Origin of the sequence: Anaerofilum hominis, from assembly GCF_014287275.1 — a bacterium.
In the GTDB taxonomy this organism is placed as follows: Bacteria; Bacillota; Clostridia; order Oscillospirales; family Ruminococcaceae; genus Pygmaiobacter; species Pygmaiobacter hominis.
Genome location: NZ_JACONZ010000001.1, coordinates 415952 through 435294, shown reverse-complemented (window position 1 = coordinate 435294; position 19343 = coordinate 415952). Strand labels below are relative to the sequence as shown.

The 19343-nt window shown below is 61.6% G+C and carries 16 protein-coding genes and 3 tRNA genes; 14 read left to right on the top strand and 5 right to left on the bottom strand.

Annotated features, from left to right (window positions below; translation table 11 throughout):
- Positions 1–6 precede the first annotated feature (6 nt).
- Together H8S23_RS01935 and H8S23_RS01930 are read right to left on the bottom strand one after the other, a co-directional pair.
- Positions 7–534, bottom strand: a complete 528-nt coding sequence (locus H8S23_RS01935; RefSeq protein WP_186886621.1) for a CarD family transcriptional regulator — start codon at positions 532–534, stop codon at positions 7–9.
- A gap of 476 nt (positions 535–1010) precedes the next feature.
- On the bottom strand, positions 1011–1904 hold the full coding sequence (locus H8S23_RS01930; protein WP_186886620.1) for an AraC family transcriptional regulator: 894 nt from the start codon (positions 1902–1904) through the stop codon (positions 1011–1013).
- Between the two features lie 279 nt (positions 1905–2183).
- Between H8S23_RS01930 and H8S23_RS01925 the strand changes: the two genes are divergently transcribed.
- Complete coding sequence (locus H8S23_RS01925) at positions 2184–3359, top strand: MFS transporter (protein WP_186886619.1); 1176 nt, start codon at positions 2184–2186, stop codon at positions 3357–3359.
- Between the two features lie 481 nt (positions 3360–3840).
- Here the strand turns inward: H8S23_RS01925 and H8S23_RS01920 are convergent.
- From H8S23_RS01920 to H8S23_RS01910, 3 genes are all read right to left on the bottom strand, one after another.
- Positions 3841–3915: transfer RNA gene (locus tag H8S23_RS01920), tRNA-Gln, on the bottom strand.
- 67 nt (positions 3916–3982) lie between these two features.
- Positions 3983–4059 (bottom strand) — tRNA-His (locus H8S23_RS01915).
- A 6-nt stretch (positions 4060–4065) separates the two neighbouring features.
- Positions 4066–4142: transfer RNA gene (locus H8S23_RS01910), tRNA-Arg, on the bottom strand.
- Between the two features lie 213 nt (positions 4143–4355).
- On the opposite strand from H8S23_RS01910, the gene H8S23_RS01905 reads away from it, so the two are divergent.
- The 13 genes from H8S23_RS01905 to H8S23_RS01850 all read left to right on the top strand — a co-directional run bounded on the left by H8S23_RS01905 (position 4356) and on the right by H8S23_RS01850 (position 19152).
- Positions 4356–4634 carry a DUF1294 domain-containing protein gene (locus H8S23_RS01905; protein ID WP_186886618.1) on the top strand — a complete coding sequence of 93 codons (279 nt, stop codon included), beginning with the start codon at positions 4356–4358 and terminating at the stop codon, positions 4632–4634.
- 91 nt (positions 4635–4725) lie between these two features.
- Complete coding sequence (locus H8S23_RS01900; RefSeq protein ID WP_186886617.1) at positions 4726–5748, top strand: LacI family DNA-binding transcriptional regulator; 1023 nt, start codon at positions 4726–4728, stop codon at positions 5746–5748.
- A 138-nt stretch (positions 5749–5886) separates the two neighbouring features.
- Positions 5887–7533, top strand: coding sequence for a hypothetical protein (locus H8S23_RS01895; RefSeq protein WP_243165802.1), 1647 nt, complete (start codon positions 5887–5889; stop codon positions 7531–7533).
- Between the two features lie 285 nt (positions 7534–7818).
- Positions 7819–8232, top strand: coding sequence for a cytidine deaminase (locus tag H8S23_RS01890; protein WP_186886616.1), 414 nt, complete (start codon positions 7819–7821; stop codon positions 8230–8232).
- A 597-nt stretch (positions 8233–8829) separates the two neighbouring features.
- Positions 8830–9477 (top strand): HAD hydrolase-like protein, encoded by a 648-nt coding sequence (locus H8S23_RS01885; RefSeq protein WP_186886615.1) that lies wholly within the window; start codon positions 8830–8832, stop codon positions 9475–9477.
- A gap of 124 nt (positions 9478–9601) precedes the next feature.
- Positions 9602–10777, top strand: a complete 1176-nt coding sequence (locus tag H8S23_RS01880; protein WP_186886614.1) for an SGNH/GDSL hydrolase family protein — start codon at positions 9602–9604, stop codon at positions 10775–10777.
- A 15-nt stretch (positions 10778–10792) separates the two neighbouring features.
- A complete protein-coding gene (locus tag H8S23_RS01875) occupies positions 10793–11755 on the top strand; it encodes an NAD(P)H-dependent glycerol-3-phosphate dehydrogenase (RefSeq protein ID WP_186886613.1) in 963 nt (320 codons plus the stop codon).
- Between the two features lie 164 nt (positions 11756–11919).
- Positions 11920–12654, top strand: a complete 735-nt coding sequence (locus H8S23_RS01870) for a YjjG family noncanonical pyrimidine nucleotidase (RefSeq protein ID WP_186886612.1) — start codon at positions 11920–11922, stop codon at positions 12652–12654.
- Positions 12623–13573 (top strand): alpha/beta hydrolase, encoded by a 951-nt coding sequence (locus H8S23_RS01865; protein ID WP_186886611.1) that lies wholly within the window; start codon positions 12623–12625, stop codon positions 13571–13573. The genes H8S23_RS01870 and H8S23_RS01865 overlap by 32 nt, the downstream gene beginning before the upstream one ends.
- Before the next feature lie 194 nt (positions 13574–13767).
- Complete coding sequence (locus H8S23_RS01860; protein WP_243165861.1) at positions 13768–14886, top strand: sodium ion-translocating decarboxylase subunit beta; 1119 nt, start codon at positions 13768–13770, stop codon at positions 14884–14886.
- A gap of 13 nt (positions 14887–14899) precedes the next feature.
- Positions 14900–15022, top strand: coding sequence for an OadG-related small transporter subunit (locus tag H8S23_RS14080; RefSeq protein ID WP_279289044.1), 123 nt, complete (start codon positions 14900–14902; stop codon positions 15020–15022).
- 134 nt (positions 15023–15156) lie between these two features.
- The gene (locus H8S23_RS01855) at positions 15157–17232 is read left to right on the top strand and encodes a hypothetical protein (RefSeq protein ID WP_186886609.1); all 2076 of its coding nucleotides are present in this window, start codon (positions 15157–15159) and stop codon (positions 17230–17232) included.
- 24 nt (positions 17233–17256) lie between these two features.
- On the top strand, positions 17257–19152 hold the full coding sequence (locus tag H8S23_RS01850) for an ABC-F family ATP-binding cassette domain-containing protein (RefSeq protein ID WP_186886608.1): 1896 nt from the start codon (positions 17257–17259) through the stop codon (positions 19150–19152).
- Positions 19153–19343: the final 191 nt, after the last annotated feature.

Here is a 19343-nt window from a genome sequence, read left to right as displayed (position 1 = left end):
CAGCAGTCACGAGAGGGGGGAAGAAGCGCCGCAGGCCTCTACTTGCCGGGAGATGTAGTCGGCTACTTCCTCCGCCGGGATGCCCAGCGCCACGGCCAGCTCGCCGTGCAGCAGCTCCTCGGCGCGCTTCATGAAGCGCTGGTCCATCTGCCCGGGCTTGCGCCCGTTGCTGAGCGAGTCCCGGTTTTTGGAATAGAGCGTCTTGATCAGCTGCAGCAGGTCCTCACAGCTGCAGCTTTCAAAAAAGCCGCGGTAGTGTTCGGACAAAAATTTGGGGTCCCGTATGCAGCACTCGTCCTCGCGGATAGAGGGGATCTGAGAGATCAGCTTTTCCGCGGCCTCTCGGGTGAGGACCGGACGCATCAGGACCGGGGTGTCCAGCGGGGCGTAGATCACGCCGGCGGAATAAAGAGGGGCCAGCGTGTAATAGAGTTTATCTTCCGGGATGCCGGAGATCCCCTGTGGATGCCCCACCGCCTCCACCCGGCAGACCCCTGTGTTGCCGTAAACGATCAGGTCCCCTTGCTGATACATCTCAAAGCCTCCTGTTCCGCCCCCTGTGGGGGCAACGGCCGCCCGGCGGGCGGCAATAAAACGCGCAGACAGGGCGGCGCGTTTTTGGACGCGGCCCTGCTTGCTCTTTTGACGAAAAGACGGCGGCTGCAGTAAAAAAATAGCCGGAGGCTATTTTTTTATAGCCATGTGGCCTGTCCCCAGGCCACGGCGAATCGAAATAAATTATTTTTTATTGCGGAGCGATAAAAAATAGCCGGAGGCTATTTTTTTATAGCCATGTGGCCTGTCCCCAGGCCGCGGCGAATCAAAATAAATTGTTTGCGCAGCAATAAAAAATCTCCGCCGCGGGTAAAGTACCTCCGGCGCTGCCTGCCCACCTCAATTTTACCATTTTGTGCCCGGGCGGCGCAAAGACGGCTGACAGTCGGACAGAAAACTTTGTGCAGCCTGCGCAGCGAACAGGGTAAAATAGTTGTGCAAAGCGCCGAAGCGTTTTATGGCTCCTGACGGCGAAACGCAGAGGGGGAACAGCCGTAAAGCAGTTGAAACTGCCGGGCAAAGTAGCTTGGATGGGAAAAGCCCGCTTCGCTGCAGACCGTGGTGACCGGCAAGCTGGTCTGGCGCAGCAGCCCGGCCGCCTTTTGCAGGCGGTATTGAAGCAGATAGCGGATGGGGGAGACGCCAAGGCAGCGCTGGAAGCAGCGATAGCATTCGCTTTGGCTGATGTTGGCTGCTGCGGCGAGCTGAGAGACCTCCAGTTTTTCCCGATAGTGCCCGGCGATATAGGCGAGCATTTTTTTGATCCGATCCTGCGGGGGCTGACCGCCGGGGCGGGGCGGGACCTCCGCGGGCAGGTTTGCCGTGACGCGCTGCCAGAAAGCCAGCAGGTAAGCCTGTACCAGCAGAGGCTGGCCGTCCTCCGGCTGCGAGCGAAGCTCAAAAGCGCGGCGCAGCAGTTCCAGCGCTTCGGTCTGCCAGGAGACGGCGGGCGACAGGGGCAGTGCGGCAAAGCCCTCGTCCGCCAGCAGGGGCAAAAGGTAACGGCGATAGACCAGGCTCTGCTCGGTGCCGCCCAGCAGCAGGGGGTGAAAGACCAGATTGATGATACGGCAGTCCTCACGGCTGTGCCAGGTGAGCCGGTGAAGAACGTTGGAATTGATGAGGATGCCATCGCCGGGCCCCAGCGGAAACCGCTGGCTGCAGCACTCTGCAAGGGTCCGGCCCTCGCAGACGATCACGGCCTCCAGCTCCTCGTGCCAGTGCCAGGGCACCTCATGCCCGATAAAGGCGCTGAACCGCTCGTCGTAAGCTGCGCAGGGAAAATCCGGGCTGCCGTGCACCATTTTTTCCCGCCTCTGCGCGTCGGTTTGGATGTCGTATACCTGCATTGCCCGCCGCCTTTTTTGGAATCGATCATATCGGTAGCATCGTGATAAAAAATGAGAGGATATTGCTTGGATTTCTTTTTCAGTGATAGTATCATGATAACATGAAAAGCAGGGCAGGTCAAATGAGCACCTGTCCCGCCGCTAAAAAGACCGCGCGGAACAGCGCGCAGGTGGGCGGGGCGCTCTTGACGTGGCCGGGCGGAATTTGTTTTAATGGATACCGAATGTCTTGATTTTGCGGCGCAGCGGTTTACCGCCCGCCGCTCCGGGAGGAATAACGTGGCTTCACTCTTATTGGCCGTCATCTATCTTGCGTTCATCAGCCTTGGGCTGCCGGACGCGCTTCTCGGTTCCGCGTGGCCCCTGATGTACGGGGAGTTCGCGGTGCCGGTGTCCAGCGCAGGCATCATCAGCATGACCATTGCGGGCGGCACCATCGTCTCCAGCCTGTTCAGCGACCGGCTCATCCGCCGCTTCGGCACGGCGGCCGTGACGCTGGTCAGCGTGGGGATGACCGCCCTGGCCCTGTTCGGGTTTTCCATTTCGCACGCGTTCTGGCAGCTCTGCCTGTGGGCCGTTCCCTACGGGCTGGGGGCGGGCAGCGTGGACGCGGCGCTGAACAATTTTGTGGCGCTTCACTACCGCTCGCGCCATATGAGCTGGCTGCACTGTTTCTGGGGCATCGGCGCCACGGCGGGGCCCTACATCATGGGCCTTTGCCTCACCGGCGGCGCCACCTGGCATGCGGGGTACCGTTCCATCGGCGTGATCCAGGTGGTACTGGCGGCCTGTCTGCTGCTTTCGCTCCCTCTCTGGAAAGGGCGGGACAGCGGACGGGACGGGGGCCTTGCCGGCCGCCGGGCCCTCAGCCTGCGTGAAACGGTGCGCCTGCCGCGGGCAAAACCGCTGCTGACCGCTTTTTTCTGTTACTGCGCGCTGGAGGCAACCGCCGGCCTTTGGGCCAGCAGCTATCTGGTGCTGTATCGGGGCGTGGAGGCGGGCCTGGCGGCAAAATATGCGTCTCTCTTTTATCTGGGCATCACGCTGGGGCGCTTTTTCTGCGGCTTTGTGTCCGACCGCCTGGGCGACCACAATATGGTGCGCCTGGGGCAGGGCGTTGCGGGGCTGGGGGCCCTGCTGCTGCTTTTGCCGCTGGGCGGCCCGGTCACGCTGTGCGCCCTGATGGCTTTGGGCATGGGCTGCGCGCCGATCTATCCCAGCCTGCTGCACGCCACCCCGGTCAATTTCGGGGCGGAGAACTCCCAGTCTGTCATGGGGATGCAGATGGCCTGCGCTTATGTGGGCTCCACGTTCATGCCGCCGGTTTTCGGCTGGCTTGCTGGCTGGGCGGGCCTGAGCCTGTATCCGCTTTACCTGCTCGCCTTTGTGCTGCTGATGGTGCTGATGACAGAGCGGGCGGGCAAAGGCCCCGCGGCGGGAGAAGCCCAGCCCTAAGGCGCGGCGCCCGGCGGGCCCGGCGCCGGATCAAACGGCCCCGGACCTCTGCTGCTGCCGGGCAGGCACGGCCTTCGTCCCTCTCGGCTGCCCATCCTTTTGTGGAAGCGGGGCAGAGCAGGTATCTCATGAAAGAGAAAGAAGCGCTCCTTTTGGCAAAAGCATCGCCGCCGGGCGGAACTTTTGCCAAAAGGAGCGCTTGCGTTTTGCCGGGATAGGTCAAAAACGGGGGCCGCAGCTCTCGGGGCAGGTGCGGCCTGAAAACGAAAACACACCCCGTCCGGCATAAAGCCTCGCCGTCCGGCGGGGATTTTGCGCCAAAGCGGGTGTAAACTGTCGATCGGCTGTAAAAAAGATATCTTTCTTTATGCCCACAGGCACTTCACCCGCCAAAGGCATATTTCCCGCACCAAAGATGCATTTGTCGTGATGAAAGGGGCACTTAGTTGAAAAAAGCACTTGCGATGCAAGTGCTTTTTTCTGGTTGGGCTGGCTGGATTCGAACCAGCGGATGCAGGAGTCAAAGTCCTGTGCCTTACCGCTTGGCGACAGCCCAGAATATTGGGAGATCATGTAAAGAAAAAAGCGAACTCAAAGGTTTGAATTCGCTTTCTTTTTTTAAATGGGGTGGGAGATGGGACTCGAACCCACGACACCCAGATCCACAATCTGGTGCTCTAACCAACTGAACTACACCCACCATATTTGGTGCGCCCGAAGGGACTCGAACCCCTGGCCCACTGCTTAGAAGGCAGTTGCTCTATCCACCTGAGCTACGGGCGCATGCCGTGCCCTTCCGAGCTGCGTATTATATGATACTATATCGCCTGGGCAAAAGTCAAGGCCTTTGAAAACTTTTTTTGACAGCGGGGAAAAAAGCGGGCGCGCGGCCCGGGCGCGGCGGCCAATTCCTCAAAACTGGTTGGAAAACCGGCGCTTTTCTGCTATACTTTGCTTGTTTGAAATGAAAATCTGGATGAAAAAAGGGGAACCACTATGGATATCTTCACGATCTCGTTTTTGATCGTCATCAATCTTGTTACCCTGCTGCTCTGCTGGAGCGACAAGCGGGCGGCGGTGAACCACACCCGCCGCATCCCGGAGCGGCTGCTGATGCTTCTCACCATCGCGGGAGGCTCAGCCGGCATGCTGGCGGGCATGCTGATCTTCCGCCACAAGACCCGCGACGCGCGCTTTCGCATCACCGTGCCGGTGGTGCTGGTGGCGGAGACGATCTTCTGCATCCTGTTCTATACGCTGCCGCACAATGCCTGATGCATAAGCAGGGGCCACAGCCGTGGCCCCTTTTTCCGTCGGGGGAGCAAGGCGTCCCCGATGGGGGATAACGGCCGGGGAGGGCTGAGAGATGCAGGGTAAAAAAGTGACCATTGAAGATGTCGCCGCCCGCCTGGGGCTGGCCAAGAGCACTGTCAGCAAGGCGCTCTCAGACGCCACGGACATCAACCAGGAGACGCGGGAGCGGGTGCTGCACTGCGCTTCCGCCATGGGGTATCACATGAAAAAACGCCGCGCCGCATCGGGCGGCGACGTGGCTGTTTTTGTCGAGGGCGTGGACTATGAAAACGTGGACCAGTTTGGGCACGAGATCCTGCTGGGCTTTCAGTCCGAGGCGAGCAAGGCCCGCTTCGGGGTGCGCATCGTGCCCCTTGGCCCGGGGGAGGATTTCCGGGCACGCTATGAAGAGCTTCTGACCGAGCCGCGCTTTTTGGGCAGCTTTTTTATCGGGTTTCGCCCCCACTCTTCTTTTATCAGCGAATTTGAGGCGGCGGGCCGTCCGGCCGTGCTGCTGGACAACGACTATGACTCTGCCCTCACCGCCCATGTGGGCAGCGACAACGCCGCGGGTATGGAAGAGGCGCTGGCGCATCTGGCTTCGCTGGGTCACCGGCGGGTTGGCTTTTTGGGCGGGGAGGAGGAAAGCTGCGTCACCGCAGAGCGGCTGGCCGCCTTTGAGGCCGCTGCTCGCCGGCACGGGATCGAGGCGGAGGGACGGGTCTCCTTTGCCAGCTTTTATCGCGATTACGACCCCTCGCTGGTGCTGCGCCTGGTGGAGGGCGGGGCCACCGCGCTGGTGTGCTGCAGTGACCGCATCGCGCTGGCAGCGCTGAAAAAGCTGGCCGCGGCGCAGGTGGATGTGCCCGGGCAGGTCAGCGTGGTGGGATACGACGGCATCCCGCTGGCGGAATACGCTTCGCCCGCCCTGACCACCATCTCGCAGAACAGCCTGCAGCTGGGCAAAAGCGCTTTCCGGGTGCTGCAGCATCTGACCCAGGGCGTGCCGGTCTCCCGTCTGGCGCTGCGCCCCTCGCTGCTGGTGCGGGAGTCCACCGGCCCGGCGGCCCCACAGGGTGCGCCCGGCAAATCTTAATACAAAATTAATGTCCCTTTTTCTTGTCAGCGGCGGGGGATTTTAGTATAGTAGGTTCCAGGGCCGGGACAGGGTCTCGGCCTTTCAATCCAGCCGTCCTGCGGGGCGGCGCATCGAGGAATGAGGAAAAGAAAAGGCATGAAAAAATTCTTCCGCATCGCGTATCTGGTCGTCACCCTGTTCTTTTTGGGGAATATCCTGCTCAATCATATCAATCTCAACCCCATCTACCCGGAGTCCGCCTTTTTCTACTGTGTGGTCGTCACAGCCTATCTGGCCCTTTACTGCCTGCAGCGCATGGGCGGCTTTATCGTCAGCCGCCAGTCCGGGGCGGTGAGCGTCAACTATGAGCGCAACGGCTCGGCCATCCCCAAATGGGCGCTCATCGTGGCCGGTATTTGCTGGGGCGCTTATCTGGTGGTCAGCCTCGGCTCCACCGTCATCTTCAATGTCAACGCCTACCGCGGCCAGATGCCGGACTTCCGCGAGGGGGAGTTCAACGCCGACGTGCAGCTGGTGGACACCACGCAGCTGCCGGTGGTGGATCTGGAGATGGCAAAAAAGCTGGCCGACAAAAAACTGGGCGAAAACCCCAGCCTGGGCAGCCAGGTGGTGCTGGGCGAGCCCACCGTACAAATGGTGGACGGCGAGCTGGTGTGGGTCGCCCCCACCTACCATTCCGGCTTTTTCAAATGGGTGACCAATCTGTCCGGCTCTCAGGGCTACGTGATCGTGTCGGCCACCAACCCCCAGGATGTGCGCTATGTCGACAGCCACCGCATCAAGATCCAGCCCGGGGCCTATCTGTTCGACGACCTCAGCTTTTACGCGCGCTTTTTCGGCGCGCCGTTTACCGGCCTGACCGATTACAGCTTTGAGCTGGACGACGAGGGCAACCCCTACTGGGTGATCTCCACCTACCGCAATACCTGGGGCTTCCGCCTGCCGGAGGCGACCGGCGCGCTGATCATCAACGCCGAGACGGGAGAGCGGCGGAAATACGACCTCGACGATCTGCCCGAATGGGTGGACCGGGTGCAGCCCGAGGATTTTATTATCCGGCAGATCGACAACAAGGGCGAATACATCAACGGCTTTTTGAATTTTGCCGACAAGGACAAATATAAGACCTCCCCCGGCGACATCATCGTCTACAACAATGGGGACTGCTATCTCTTCACCGGCGTCACATCGGTGGGCGCGGACGAGTCGGCGATCGGCTTTGTGATGGTGGATATGGTCACCAAAGAGCCCACCATCTACCGCATCAGCGGCGCGACCGAGCAGAGCGCTCAAAAATCGGCAGAGGGCAAGGTGCAGCAGTTCGGCTATTACGCCAGCTGGCCCATCATCGTCAACGTCAACGGCACGCCCAGCTATTTTATGACACTGAAAGACGACGAGGGCCTGCTGAAGCAGTACGCCTATGTGTCGGTGAAAGACTATCTGGTGGTCGGCGTGGGCGAAAGCGTGCCTGAGGCGAAGGTGAACTACGAAAAAGCGCTGCGGCAGAACGTGTCCAGCGACACCACCATCACCGAGACCACGGCAAAAACGGTAAGCGGCACAGTGCAGCGCATCGCGGCGGAGTACAGCGCCTCCGGCACCGTCTACCGCTTTGTGCTGGAAAACAGGCCGGACAAGCTTTTTACCGCTGCGGCCTCCCTGTCGGAAGAGCTGGCCATCACCCGCGAGGGGGACAGCATAAGGGTGGAATATCTGGATAACGGCGCGGGCCTGTGCGAGGTCACTGGCTTTGACAATTTGGCCTTTGAACAAAAGTAGTCTCTGCCCGCTGCGCCGGGCATAAGGCCGGGCATAAGATAGAGGGAAAAGGGCGAGGGAGACCGGCAAGGCCGGGCTCTGCCGCCCTTTTCCCTCTTTTGCGGGGCGCGGCCGGCTGCTGTCCCCGCCCGCCTCCGGCGTGCGGAGGCCCTCCGGGCGCCGCATCAGGTCGGCGGCATGATTTCCCCATCTGCCTCTGGCGCGCGGAGGAGCAAAATGCTATACTGAAAACAGAAGAGCAAAAGGCACACGCCGCGGCGCAAAACGCCGGAAAGGAGCAGCGGAATGGACAGAAAAGCACTGATCGAGCAGGCATTTGCCGCAAGGGAAAACGCTTACACCCCTTATTCCCACTTCAAGGTAGGTGCAGCGTTGCTGGGCAAAAGCGGCCGCGTCTACACCGGCTGCAATGTGGAAAATGCGGGATATACCCCCACCAACTGTGCAGAGCGCACCGCCCTGTTCAAGGCGGTGAGCGAGGGGGAACGCGAGTTTGAGGCCATTGCCATCGTCGGCAGCATGGAGGGCGAGAAAAACAAGCTGGTGACCGGTCCCTGCGGCGTCTGCAGGCAGGCCCTTTACGAGTTTGGCGGCGACGATCTCATCGTTTTGATGGCGAAAAGCCCGGAGGACTATGTGGAACGCACGCTGGGCGAGCTGCTGCCGTTCGGGTTTGGACCTGCCAACCTGGAAAAATAGACGGCAGAAATTGCAGGCGGCAAGTTTGTCCGCCTGCTCTGGCTGAGGAAAGAGACTGTCGCGCCCCGGCTTTGTCCTATGCCGGGGAAGCGGGCCTGTCTGGTTTTGTGACGTCCTGGCATGCCGCAGGGGGGCGGCCGCCTCTGTCTGGCAGCCGCCGACCGGCTGCCTCCGGCGCAGGGCCGTTAGAGGGCGTGCTTTTGCGGGGCGGCCCCCCTGCCGTTGGTTTTGCGCACTGCCTGATCTTTTGACGCGGGATGCTCACGGGGGCGGCCGGGAGGAGAAAACGGCGCGCCCGCTCAACGCGGCCGGGCCCTTTCGGCGAGATCAAACAAGAAAAGCTGCTATCCATGCTTCTCCGCGGGTCTTTTCGCTTGTCGCAGACTAAAAATGCGCGTCTGATCCTTCGCGGCTGCTGCGGGCCGGGGCCGGGCGGATCGAGATGCAGGGGAGGGGGATGCCCGCGGGCGGCTGCGTGCGGGCGTCCTGCGGTCCAATTTGCCATCCGGGGCAAAAAGTGGTATACTGAACCATCTGTGAGGCCGCACATCAGGGCGGCAGGATGGGACGGGCAAGATGGGACAGGAAGGTGTAATAATGAGATATCGCGCGGCTTTTTTTGATCTGGACGGCACCATTGCCGATTCCGCCCCGGGCATATTGGGGTCGATGCAGTATGCGCTGGGCCGGTTCGGTCTGCATCCGACAAAGGAGCAGCTGCGAAAATATCTCGGCCCGCCGCTGCAGCTGATGTTCGCGGATTTCCTGCCGCCGGAACAGGTGGCGGAGGGCGTGCGCATTTACCGGGAGTACTACGGCGGGGGCGGCCTTTTTGATGCGGAGATCTACGAGGGCATCCCCGAAGCGCTGCGCCGCCTGAAAGAGGCGGGGGTCGCGGTGTGCCTGGCCACGGCAAAGCCGCGGGACACTGCGCTGCGCGTGCTGGATCATTTCGAGCTGACCCGCTGGTTCGCCCTGGTGGGCGGGACTGACGAGGCGGCGGGCGTCATGGATAAAACCGCTGTGATCCGCAAGAATATGAGGGATGGGGGCTTTGCCCCGGAGGATTGTCTGATGGTGGGGGACCGGCGGGACGACCTGCTGGGCGCCAGGGCGGCGGGAGTCGACGGCCTGGGCGTGCTGTACGGCTATGGCAGCCGGGAAGAGCTGGAGAGCCATCCCCATATCGCGCTGGCGGACAGCCCGCTGGCAGTGATGGAGTTTGTTCTGCACGCGGAGGATTGACCTTTTTTGCAAATGCGGCAAAATCGTGTTTGGAAAGCGGTGTTGTGAGAGATTGAAGCCAAAAAAGAAAAAAAGCCCCGGGCTTTTTGCGCGCCTGCGGCGTTGGCTGGGGGGCCTGTGGGCGATGCTGCGCAATTTTGGCCGGCTTGCGCCGGCGCAAAAGCGCCGCGCCGTACTGCTGTGCGCCCTGCCGCTGCTATGTCTGGCCGCAGCGGGCGCCGCCGTGGCAGCGGCCTTTTCCGCCGGCCGGGCGCAGGCGCCGCAGCAGGTGCCCGCCGCCCCGCAGCAGACCTATGAGCAGCGCCAATATGAGCAGCAGGTCGCCGAATTTTCGGACGCGTTTTTGCGGGAGACCGAGGACGCGGGCGAGGAATATCTGCAGGAGAGCCTCTTTGTGGGGGATTCCAATACGGTGCGCCTGGCGGGGTTCGGCGAGATCGAGATGAATAATATGGCGGGGTCGGTCGGCCTGGGGGTGCAGAGCGTCCCGACAAAAGCGTGCATCTGGTTCAGGGAGTATGCCGAGCCCGTCACCATGGCCAAAGCCGCCGCCCTGCTGCAGCCGCGCCGCATGATCGTCATGTTCGGCACCAACAACACCGATATGCAGCCCGAGGCGTTTCTCGAAGCCTATGAACAGGCGCTGGAGTCGCTGGAAGCCGGATATCCCTATGCGGACATCATCATCGCGGCGGTGCCGCCGGTGGGGGCGGGCAAGACCGATGCGGCAAAGGTCCAGAAAAGGATCGACGCTTTCAACCTGGCGCTGGCGGCCTTTGCCGAGGAGAACGGTTATCCCTTTCTCAACAGCGCCGAAGCGCTCAAAGGGTCGGACGGCTATATGAAGACCGCCTATGTGGAAGAGGACGGCATGCATTTTACCGCCCGGGGAGCGGCGGCTTTTGTGCAGTATGTGCGCACCCACAGCTATGACGCACAGGACCGGCGGCCGGAGCTGAAGCCGCAGCCGACCCGCAGAAACGAGCCCTATGCGCCCAGCTCTTCGTCTCAGGGGGAAGCGGAGGAGGCCCCGCAGCCCACCGAGACGCCGGAGCCCACGGAAACGCCGCAGCCCACCGAGACTCCGCAGCCCGCGGAAACGCCGCTGCCCGCCGAGACGCCGCCCGCCTCGGCGCCCCCGCAGCAGGACGTCCCTGCCGCGACGGACTCTTCCCAGCCCCCGGCGCCGGGACAGACTGCGGCGCCCGGCCCGGAGGGGACAGCGGCGCCGGAGAGCGCGCCGGCTTCTTCCGCACAGCCTTCCCCGCTGCCGGGGGAGAGCGGCGGATCTCTTACATAACAGGGGGACATCCAGATGAATTGTACCGTATTGGGCTGCGGCCGCTGGGGCTCTTTTCTGGCCAGCTTTCACAGCCGGCGCGGCCGCGTCGTGCTTTGGGGGCGCAGCGGCTCGCGCAGCTTTGAGACACTGCGGGAGAGCCGGAAAAACGATTATCTCACCCTGCCGGAGGCGGTCGTCCTGGAGGAGGATCTGGGCAGGGCGCTGGCCGCCAGCGAGACCGTGATCATCTCGATCTCCGCCCAGCAGCTGCGCGGCTTTGCCGCCCGTCTCAACGGTCATCCCATCGCGGGCAAGACCTTTATCCTGTGCATGAAAGGGCTGGAGGAGGAGACCGGCAAACGCCTGACCCAGGTGATGCGGGAGAGCCTGACCCAGCCCGTGGGGCTCGCCGTCTGGGTCGGCCCCGGGCATGTCCAGGATTTTCTGGCCGGCGTGCCCAACTGCATGGTCGTCGACTCGGACGACCGGGCGCTGACACGGCGCATTGTGGAGCAGTTCCAGAGCGAGCTGCTGCGGCTGTATATCGGCACCGACCTGATCGGCACCGAGATCGGCGCCGCGGCAAAAAACGTGATGGGCATCGCGGCGGGCCTGCTGGATGGAAAAGGGCTTTCCAGCCTGAAAGGGGCGCTGATGGCGCGCGGCGCACGTGAGATCGCCCGCCTCATCCGCGCCATGGGCGGCAACGAGCTGTCCGCCTATGGGCTGTGCCATCTGGGGGACTACGAGGCCACGCTGTTCAGCCCGCACAGCCACAACCGGCGCTTTGGCGAGGCGGTGGCAAGGGGGGAGCAGTATACGCTGCTGGCGGAGGGCGTGCCCACGACCCAGGCGCTGGTGCGCCTGGGCGAAGCGCACGGCGTGGAGCTGCCCATCTGCGAGACGGTGTATGCGATCCTCTACAGGGGCGTCCCAGCGGAGGAGGCGTTTCAAAGGCTTTTCTTCCGCAGCGCGAAAGAAGAATTTTACGTCTGAGCACGCCGCCCGGCAAAGGGGCGGCCCGGCCGGGCAGGGGGGCGCTCCTGTCCGGTTTTTCATTGACAGAAGCCGTCAAATAACCGATAATGATAGAGACATCGAAGGAACGGCGCGCCGCCCCGGCATGCGGGCGCGGCGCGTGAAAAAAGGAGAATCCGTCAATGGCGCATTACAATTGCATGCTCATCGACCTGGACAACACGCTGCTGGACTTTGACGCCGCCGAGGCATCGGCCATCGCGGCCACGCTGGCGCATTTCGAGCTGCCGGGCGACGCGCAGACCATCGCGGAATACCGCGCAATCAACGAAAAGCTCTGGCGGGAATTCGAGCGCGGCAGCATCAAAAAAGAGCGGCTGCTGACGCTGCGCTTTTCCAAGCTGCTGAACCATCTGGGCAGGCAGGGCAGCCCGGCAAAGATCAACGACTACTACCTCGGCGAGCTGGCAAAAGGGGCCCAGATCCTGCCCGGAGCGGATGAATTCCTGGCCGACGTGGAAGACTATGTGACGGTGGGCATCATCACCAACGGGGCGCAGAAAGCGCAGATGGGCCGGCTGGAGGCCTCGGGCATCGGGGCGTTCGCCGACGGGGTCTTTATCTCGGAAAAGCTGGGGGTGGCAAAGCCCGACAAGCGCTTTGTCAACATTGCCCTGGAAAAGCTGGGTGTGAGCAACCGCAAAAAGGTGCTGGTGGTGGGCGACAGCCTGGCCGCGGACATCAAATGCGGCGCGGCGGCGGGGCTGGACACCTGCTGGTGCAATTTCCGGGAGCAGGAGAATGACACGGGGATCCAGCCCACCTACACGGTGCGGGGGTTTGAAGAACTCAAAACGGTGATTTTGGAACAGGAGGAATTGGACCATGTCGGTGAAAAAAAGAAATATCAGCTTTAACTCCGCCAATGGCGAGGACACGGTCGTGGGCTATTTTTACACCGACAGCGAGACGGCGCCGCGCGCCGTGGTGCAGCTGTCGCACGGCATGTGCGAGTACATCGGGCGCTACGACGATTTTGCCGCCTATCTCTGCGCCAGGGGATATGCGGTGTGCGGCAACGACCATCTGGGACACGGCGCCACCGGCGACAGCGGCACCGACGGCTATTTTGCCGAGCGCGACGGGCGCAAATATGTGCTGGAGGACCTGCACACCATGAACCGCCTTGCCCACGAGGCGTTTCCGGAGCTGCCGCTGGTACTGTTTGGGCACAGCATGGGCAGCTTTTTTGCGCGGCAGTACGCCGCGTCCTGGCCCGACACCATCGACGGCCTGGTGATCTGCGGCACCGGCGGCCCCAACCCGCTGGGCGGGGTGGGGCTTGCGCTGACCAGTGTGCTGAGTGCGGTGCGCGGCGGAAAGCATCGCTCGGCGTTCATCAACCGGCTCGCGTTCGGCGCTTATCTCAAGCGCATCCCATCGCCGGATACGCCCTATGACTGGATCAGCCGGGACAAAGAGATCGTGGCCGCTTATGCGCGGGACTCCAAATGCACTTTCATCTTCACGGTCAGCGCTTTTCATGAGCTGATGGCCATCCTGCGGGACGTGAGCAGCCCGGCCTGGGCGGCAAAATTGAAAAAATCCACGCCGATGCTGATGATCTCGGGCGACATGGACCCGGTGGGGGACTACGGCGCGGGGGTCAAAAAGGTGTTCGGCTGGCTCAGGGAGGCGGGCGTCGGGGACGTGCAGCTCAAGCTGTACCCGGGCGCGCGGCACGAAGTGCTCAACGAGACCAACCGCGCCGAGGTCTACGCCGATGTGGCCGCCTGGCTGGACGAGAAGATCCCCGCCGGCGGTGCGGCGGACTGACCCGCTTTTGCGGCGGTGCGGCGCAGGCGATTTTACAGGGATTTTACATTCGCTTCTTTCAAAAGGGGAGCGGACATGGTAAGATATCCTTACTGCGCCCAAACGGGCGCCGGACAAGTTGAAAAGGAAACGGAGAATCAAGAATGGACGCACTTTCCCAGTTTGTACAGTCGCTGCTGGGCAGCCTGCTCTCCATGAACGGCATTGAGATCGCGAAGATGCTGGTCATGTGGGTCATCGGCGGCGCGCTGATCTATCTGGCGATCAAAAAGGACATGGAACCCACCCTGCTGCTGCCCATGGGCTTTGGCGCGATCCTGGTCAATCTGCCGCTGTCCGGCGTGATCGACCAGGGCATCGACGCGGCCACCGGCATCGCGGCGGAACCGGGGGCCCTCAGCGAGCTGTTCCGCGCGGGCATCGACAACGAGCTGTTCCCTCTGCTGCTTTTTATCGGGATCGGGGCGATGATCGATTTTGGCCCGCTGCTGCAAAACCCCAAGCTGCTGCTGTTTGGGGCCGCGGCGCAGTTCGGCATCTTTTTCACCATCACAGCGGCCACCCTGCTGGGCTTTTCCATCACTGACGCCGCCTCGATCGGTATCATCGGCGCGGCGGACGGCCCCACGTCCATCTTTGTGGGCACCTATTACGGCACAAAATATATCGGCGCCATCATCGTGGCCGCCTACAGCTATATGGCGCTGGTGCCCATCATACAGCCGCCCTGCATCAAGCTGGTCACCACCCGGAAAGAGCGCTGCATCCGCATGCCCTACGAGGCAAAGCAGACCAGCAAAACGGTGCGCATCCTCTTCCCGATCATGGTCACCGTGATCGCCGGCATCGTGGCGCCCCGCAGCGTAGCACTGGTCGGTTTTCTGATGTTCGGCAACCTGCTGCGGGAATGCGGCGTGCTGGGCAGCCTGTCGGAAGCCGCGCAGAACGTGCTGGCAAACCTGATCACGCTGCTGCTGGGCATCACGGTCGCAACCAAAATGCAGGCGGAGCTGTTTCTCACCTGGCAGACCCTGATGATCCTGGCGCTGGGCCTGGTGGCGTTCATTTTTGACACCATCGGCGGCGTGCTGTTCGCCAAGCTGATCAACCTGTTCAGCAAGAAAAAGGTCAACCCCATGATCGGCGCCTGCGGCATCTCCGCGTTCCCCATGAGCAGCCGCGTGGTGGCCAAGATGGCGCTGAAAGAGGACCCGCAGAACTTTATCCTCATGCAGGCGGCGGGCGTCAACGTGGGCGGCCAGATCGCCTCGGTCATCGCGGGCGGCCTGATCCTCAACCTTATCGCGCGCTAAGGAGGAAAACAAGATGGATATGAGCGCAGTTTTACAGTCGCTGAACACCATGCTCTTCGGCATGTGCGGCATTTTTATCGTTATGGGGGTCATTAGTGTGGCCATTGCGCTGCTCAACCGCCTGTTCAAAAAGTAAACGGAACGGCTCTTTGCAAAACGGCCGGTATGTGATAAAATCAAAAAGGACCGCCGCGTCCAAGGCCCTTGACTGGCTTGGGGCGCGGCATTTTTGCGCTTATCAGCGTTTAAAAAGAGGAGGACCGTGCGGGCGTGAAGAAAATATGGGAACAAGCCTATAACGGCCTGGTACGCACAAAGAAAACGCTTATTTTCTTTTGCCTGACGATCTATCTGCTGCTGGTGCTGCTCTCCGGCGGCGCACTGATGGGGGCCTTTCGCTTCTGGCTCTGTGTGCTGGGTTATCTCTATCTCCCCGGCCTGCTGCTGACGCGGGCCGCAGGGCTGGAACGGGCTTTGCCGGGTGCGCGGGCGCCGCTCGCCATCTTGTTGGGGACAGGCTTTCTTTGCGTGCTGTATTGCTTTTGTATGCGGCTGGGATTTTTGTGGGCGCTGCGTTTGCTGCCTCCGCTGCTGGCCGTCAGTTGGCTGCTTCTATGCTGGAGGCCGGCAGATGCACGCGTCCGTCTAAAAAGGCTGTGGCACAACGGCCCGGCGCTGTTCTATGGTTTATTGACTGCAGGGCTGGTGGTCCTGTTCGCTTTTTCCGTGGTGGTAAAAAATGCCCGCCCTTCTGCGGTGGGAGCGATCCTGCCCAATCAGGATCTGCTGTGGAACATCGGCAACGCCAACTCTTTTAAGATCGCGTTTCCCCCGCAGGATATCCGCTTTTCACAGGTGCGGCTCACATACCACTATCTCACCGAGATGGTAGAGGGCATTCTCTCGCTGGTGAGCGGTCTTTCCGCATACAACGTGGTGGCATTTTATATGGGGCCGGCTGTGCTGGCGGCCCTTGTCTGCTGTCTGCGGGCGCTGGGAGACGGCTTTTATAAGGGGGACAGGAATAAGACTGCAGCATTTATTTGTGGGCTTTTTCTGTTTAACTGCGCCAGCATGTGTGCGGCATTGCCGGACGGGCGAGGCCTGTTTTGGAACTACAACCTGAGTTATCTGGTCACCAATCTGAATGCCCAGGGGACGGCGCTGATCTTCGCCTCGATCTTTTTTCTTCTTTTTACCCTCATGGCCCGCAGGGGATTTGCCGTCACCTGGCGTTATCTCGCAGCTTTTTTGGGCAGTTTTACACTGCTCTGTTTTGCCAAGGGGCCGGTGGCGGCGATCGCAGCCTGCAGCTTCGGGATCACCATGGTTTTCGTGCTTTTTCGGCGGCCGCATTACGGCAAGGCGCTGACGGCTCTGGCCGGTGTGCCGTGTATTTTTGCTGTGATATATACGACTTTTTATGCCTCAGGAGCCAATACCAGCATGAGGCTGGGAGACCGGACTTTTCAGATGAGCGCTTTTTCCCATTACTTCAACGCTGTGCTGCTGAACAATCGCTATCTCTGGTATTTGTCGCTCCCTCTTTTTGCGCTGCTGATCCTGTTTTGTATGCAGCCGCTGCAATTCCCCCTCTATCTGCGGGGGATGTGGGATGATGTGCGCGGCCTTTTCCGGCTGCCTGCAGAACGTCTGCTGGCCAACGGAGTGGTCTGCGGCGGGGCGATCGCTTATTTTGCTTTCTGGCACCCCTCCTACAGCCAGATCTATTTTGTGCTGTTCGCCATCTTTTGCGTCAACCTGCTGGCAGCAGACCGTGTGGGGCGCCCGGCAAGCAGGCCTTTCAAGGCGGCGGTGGTTCTGCTGGGAGGCGTCGGGCTGCTGACCACGCTGATGCTCTGTATCAACTTTGTGGGCAGCGGCGGGCGGCAGTTGCTGCGCAATCTCGATATCATTCCAAAATATCCGTATGCTGCAGTCGCCTGTGCAGAGGATGAGGCGGCAATGGAATGGCTGGCGGCAAACGCCGCGCCGGACGAGCTGTTCGCGACCAATCGCATCGACGCTCAGCCGGGTACGGGAGGAGGGGTCTCGTGTATTTATACGGCCCTTTCCGGGCGGCAGGCATATATGGAGGGATACACCTATGCCGTCACCAATATGGGGGTCTCAGAAGCTGTGGTCAGGGAAAAGAAAGATGTGAACGCCGCATTTTTCAGTGAGAATACCACGCCGCAGGAAGTCGTTCGTCTGGCCCGGGAGAATGGGGTGCGCTATCTGGTCTTTTCGCTCCAGTTTCCCGGAGACACAGCACAACTCGCACAGTTTCCGCTGGTGTATGAAAATGCAAAAGTGCAGATCTATCGGATAGAGGACGCTCCCTGAGAGAAATAGACAAAGGAATCATTTATGCTTATCACATTACAGAAAACAGGAAAAAGCTTTGGCGCCGAGCGGGTGCTGCGGGACGTGACCGCCGCGGTCGACCGGCAGGACCGCATCGGCATCATCGGTGAAAACGGCACGGGCAAGACCACGCTGCTGCGCATCATCACCGGCGAGCTGCAGCCGGACGAGGGGGAAGTCACCTACAGCCATAATCTGACCTGGGGTTATCTGGAGCAAAACGCCGCGCTGGACACCACCCGCACCGTCTGGCAGGAGATGGAGGACGCCTACGCCCCGGCACTGGCCGCAATGGCGGAGCTGGAAGAGGTGAACCGCACCCTTGCGCTGCGCCCGGGCGATGCGGCCCTGCTGGAGCGGCACGCCGCGGCCAGCGCGGTCATCGACGCCCAGGACGCCTACAACCGGGACGTGCAGATCAAAAAGGTGCTGGCGGGCATGGCCTTTCCCCCCGACACCCACGACAAGCCGGTAAAGGTGCTGTCCGGGGGCGAGCGCACCCGGCTGCAGCTGGCAAAGCTGCTGCTGCAGAACCCCGACGTGCTTATTTTGGACGAGCCCACCAACCATCTGGACTTTGAGACGCTGGAATGGCTGGAAGCTTACCTCAAGACCTATGCCGGCGCGATCCTCACCGTGTCCCACGACCGGTACTTTCTGGACGCCGTCACCAACCGCACCTGGGAGCTGGAGCAGAACACCATCACCTGCTACAAGGGCAACTATTCCGCCTATCTGCCGCAGAAAGAGCTGGCCGTGGCCGTGCAGCAAAAACAGCACGACGCCGATGTGGCCCGCGCCAAAAAGCTGCAGGAGTATGTGGACAAAAATCTGGTGCGCGCCAGCACCACCCGCATGGCCCAAAGCCGCCGGCGGCAGCTGGAAAAGATGGAGATCACCGAACAGCCCCACCGCGCGGGGTATGAACTGAAATTCCGCTTTGAGTATGATCTGGACCCCTATGAGGACGTGCTCACCACCAAAAAACTCTGCGTTTCCGCGGGGGGCGGCCGGCTGGTGAGCGATCTGGACCTGAACGTGCTGCGGGGCGACCGGCTGGTCATCGCCGGGCCCAACGGCACCGGCAAGTCCACGCTGCTGCGGGTGCTGGCGGGCCGCTTAAAGCCCGACAGCGGGGCCGTGCGGCTGGGCAGCGGCGTCAAGCTCTCCACGTTTGAACAGCAGCAGCACCGCGCAGGCGGGCGGGTCATCGACGCCATCTGGAACAAATACCCCCGCATGACCGAGCTGGAGGTGCGCAGCCATCTGGCGCGGCTGGGCTTTAAAGGCGAGGAGGTCTTTAAAGAGGTGCCCACCCTGTCGGGCGGCGAGCTGTCGCGGCTGCGCTTTGCCGAAATTTTGCTGGAGCGGCCCAACCTACTTTTTCTCGACGAGCCGACCAACCATCTGGACATCTATATGCGCGAGAGCCTGAGCCAGGCGCTGGCCGCCTTTACCGGCACTCTGCTGCTGGTCACCCACGACCGCTATCTCATGAACAGCCTCGCCTGCCCGATCCTCTACCTGGAAAACGGCGGCGCGACCTTTTACGCGGGTTACCGGCAGCTGCTGGCCCGCACGACCATGGAGGCCCCGCAGGGCGCGGGGAGGCGCAAAGCGGCGGCGGAGGCGGGCGAAAGACCGCAGCGCAGCCAGAAAGAAGAGCGCCGCCTGAAAGCGGAGGTGCGCAGCCGCGCCAAAGAACTGGAGCGGGAGATCGAGGCCCTGGGGGCGGATATCCTGGAGATGGAGCAGAGCCTCTCGGTGCCGGAGATCGCCAGCGACCACCTGCGCCTGACCGAACTGTGCGACGATCTGGACGATGCGCGCTTTCGCCAGAACGAGCTTTATGCAGAATGGGAGCGCCTGCTGGAAGAACACGGGGAATATCTGGAATAAAAGCAGACAAAAGGGCGGGAGCACCTCTCGGTGTGTTCCCGCCCTTTTGCTGTCCCGCCCCGGGGGCCGCTGTGCTGCGTCCGCCGCTTTGCTGAAAGCGCCCCCCTGACCCAGAACCCGGAGCTCAAAAAGGCCCGCTGAAAAAGGCCGAGAGGGGGAGGGGGCAGGAATCTCGGGGGGATGCCGCGTCT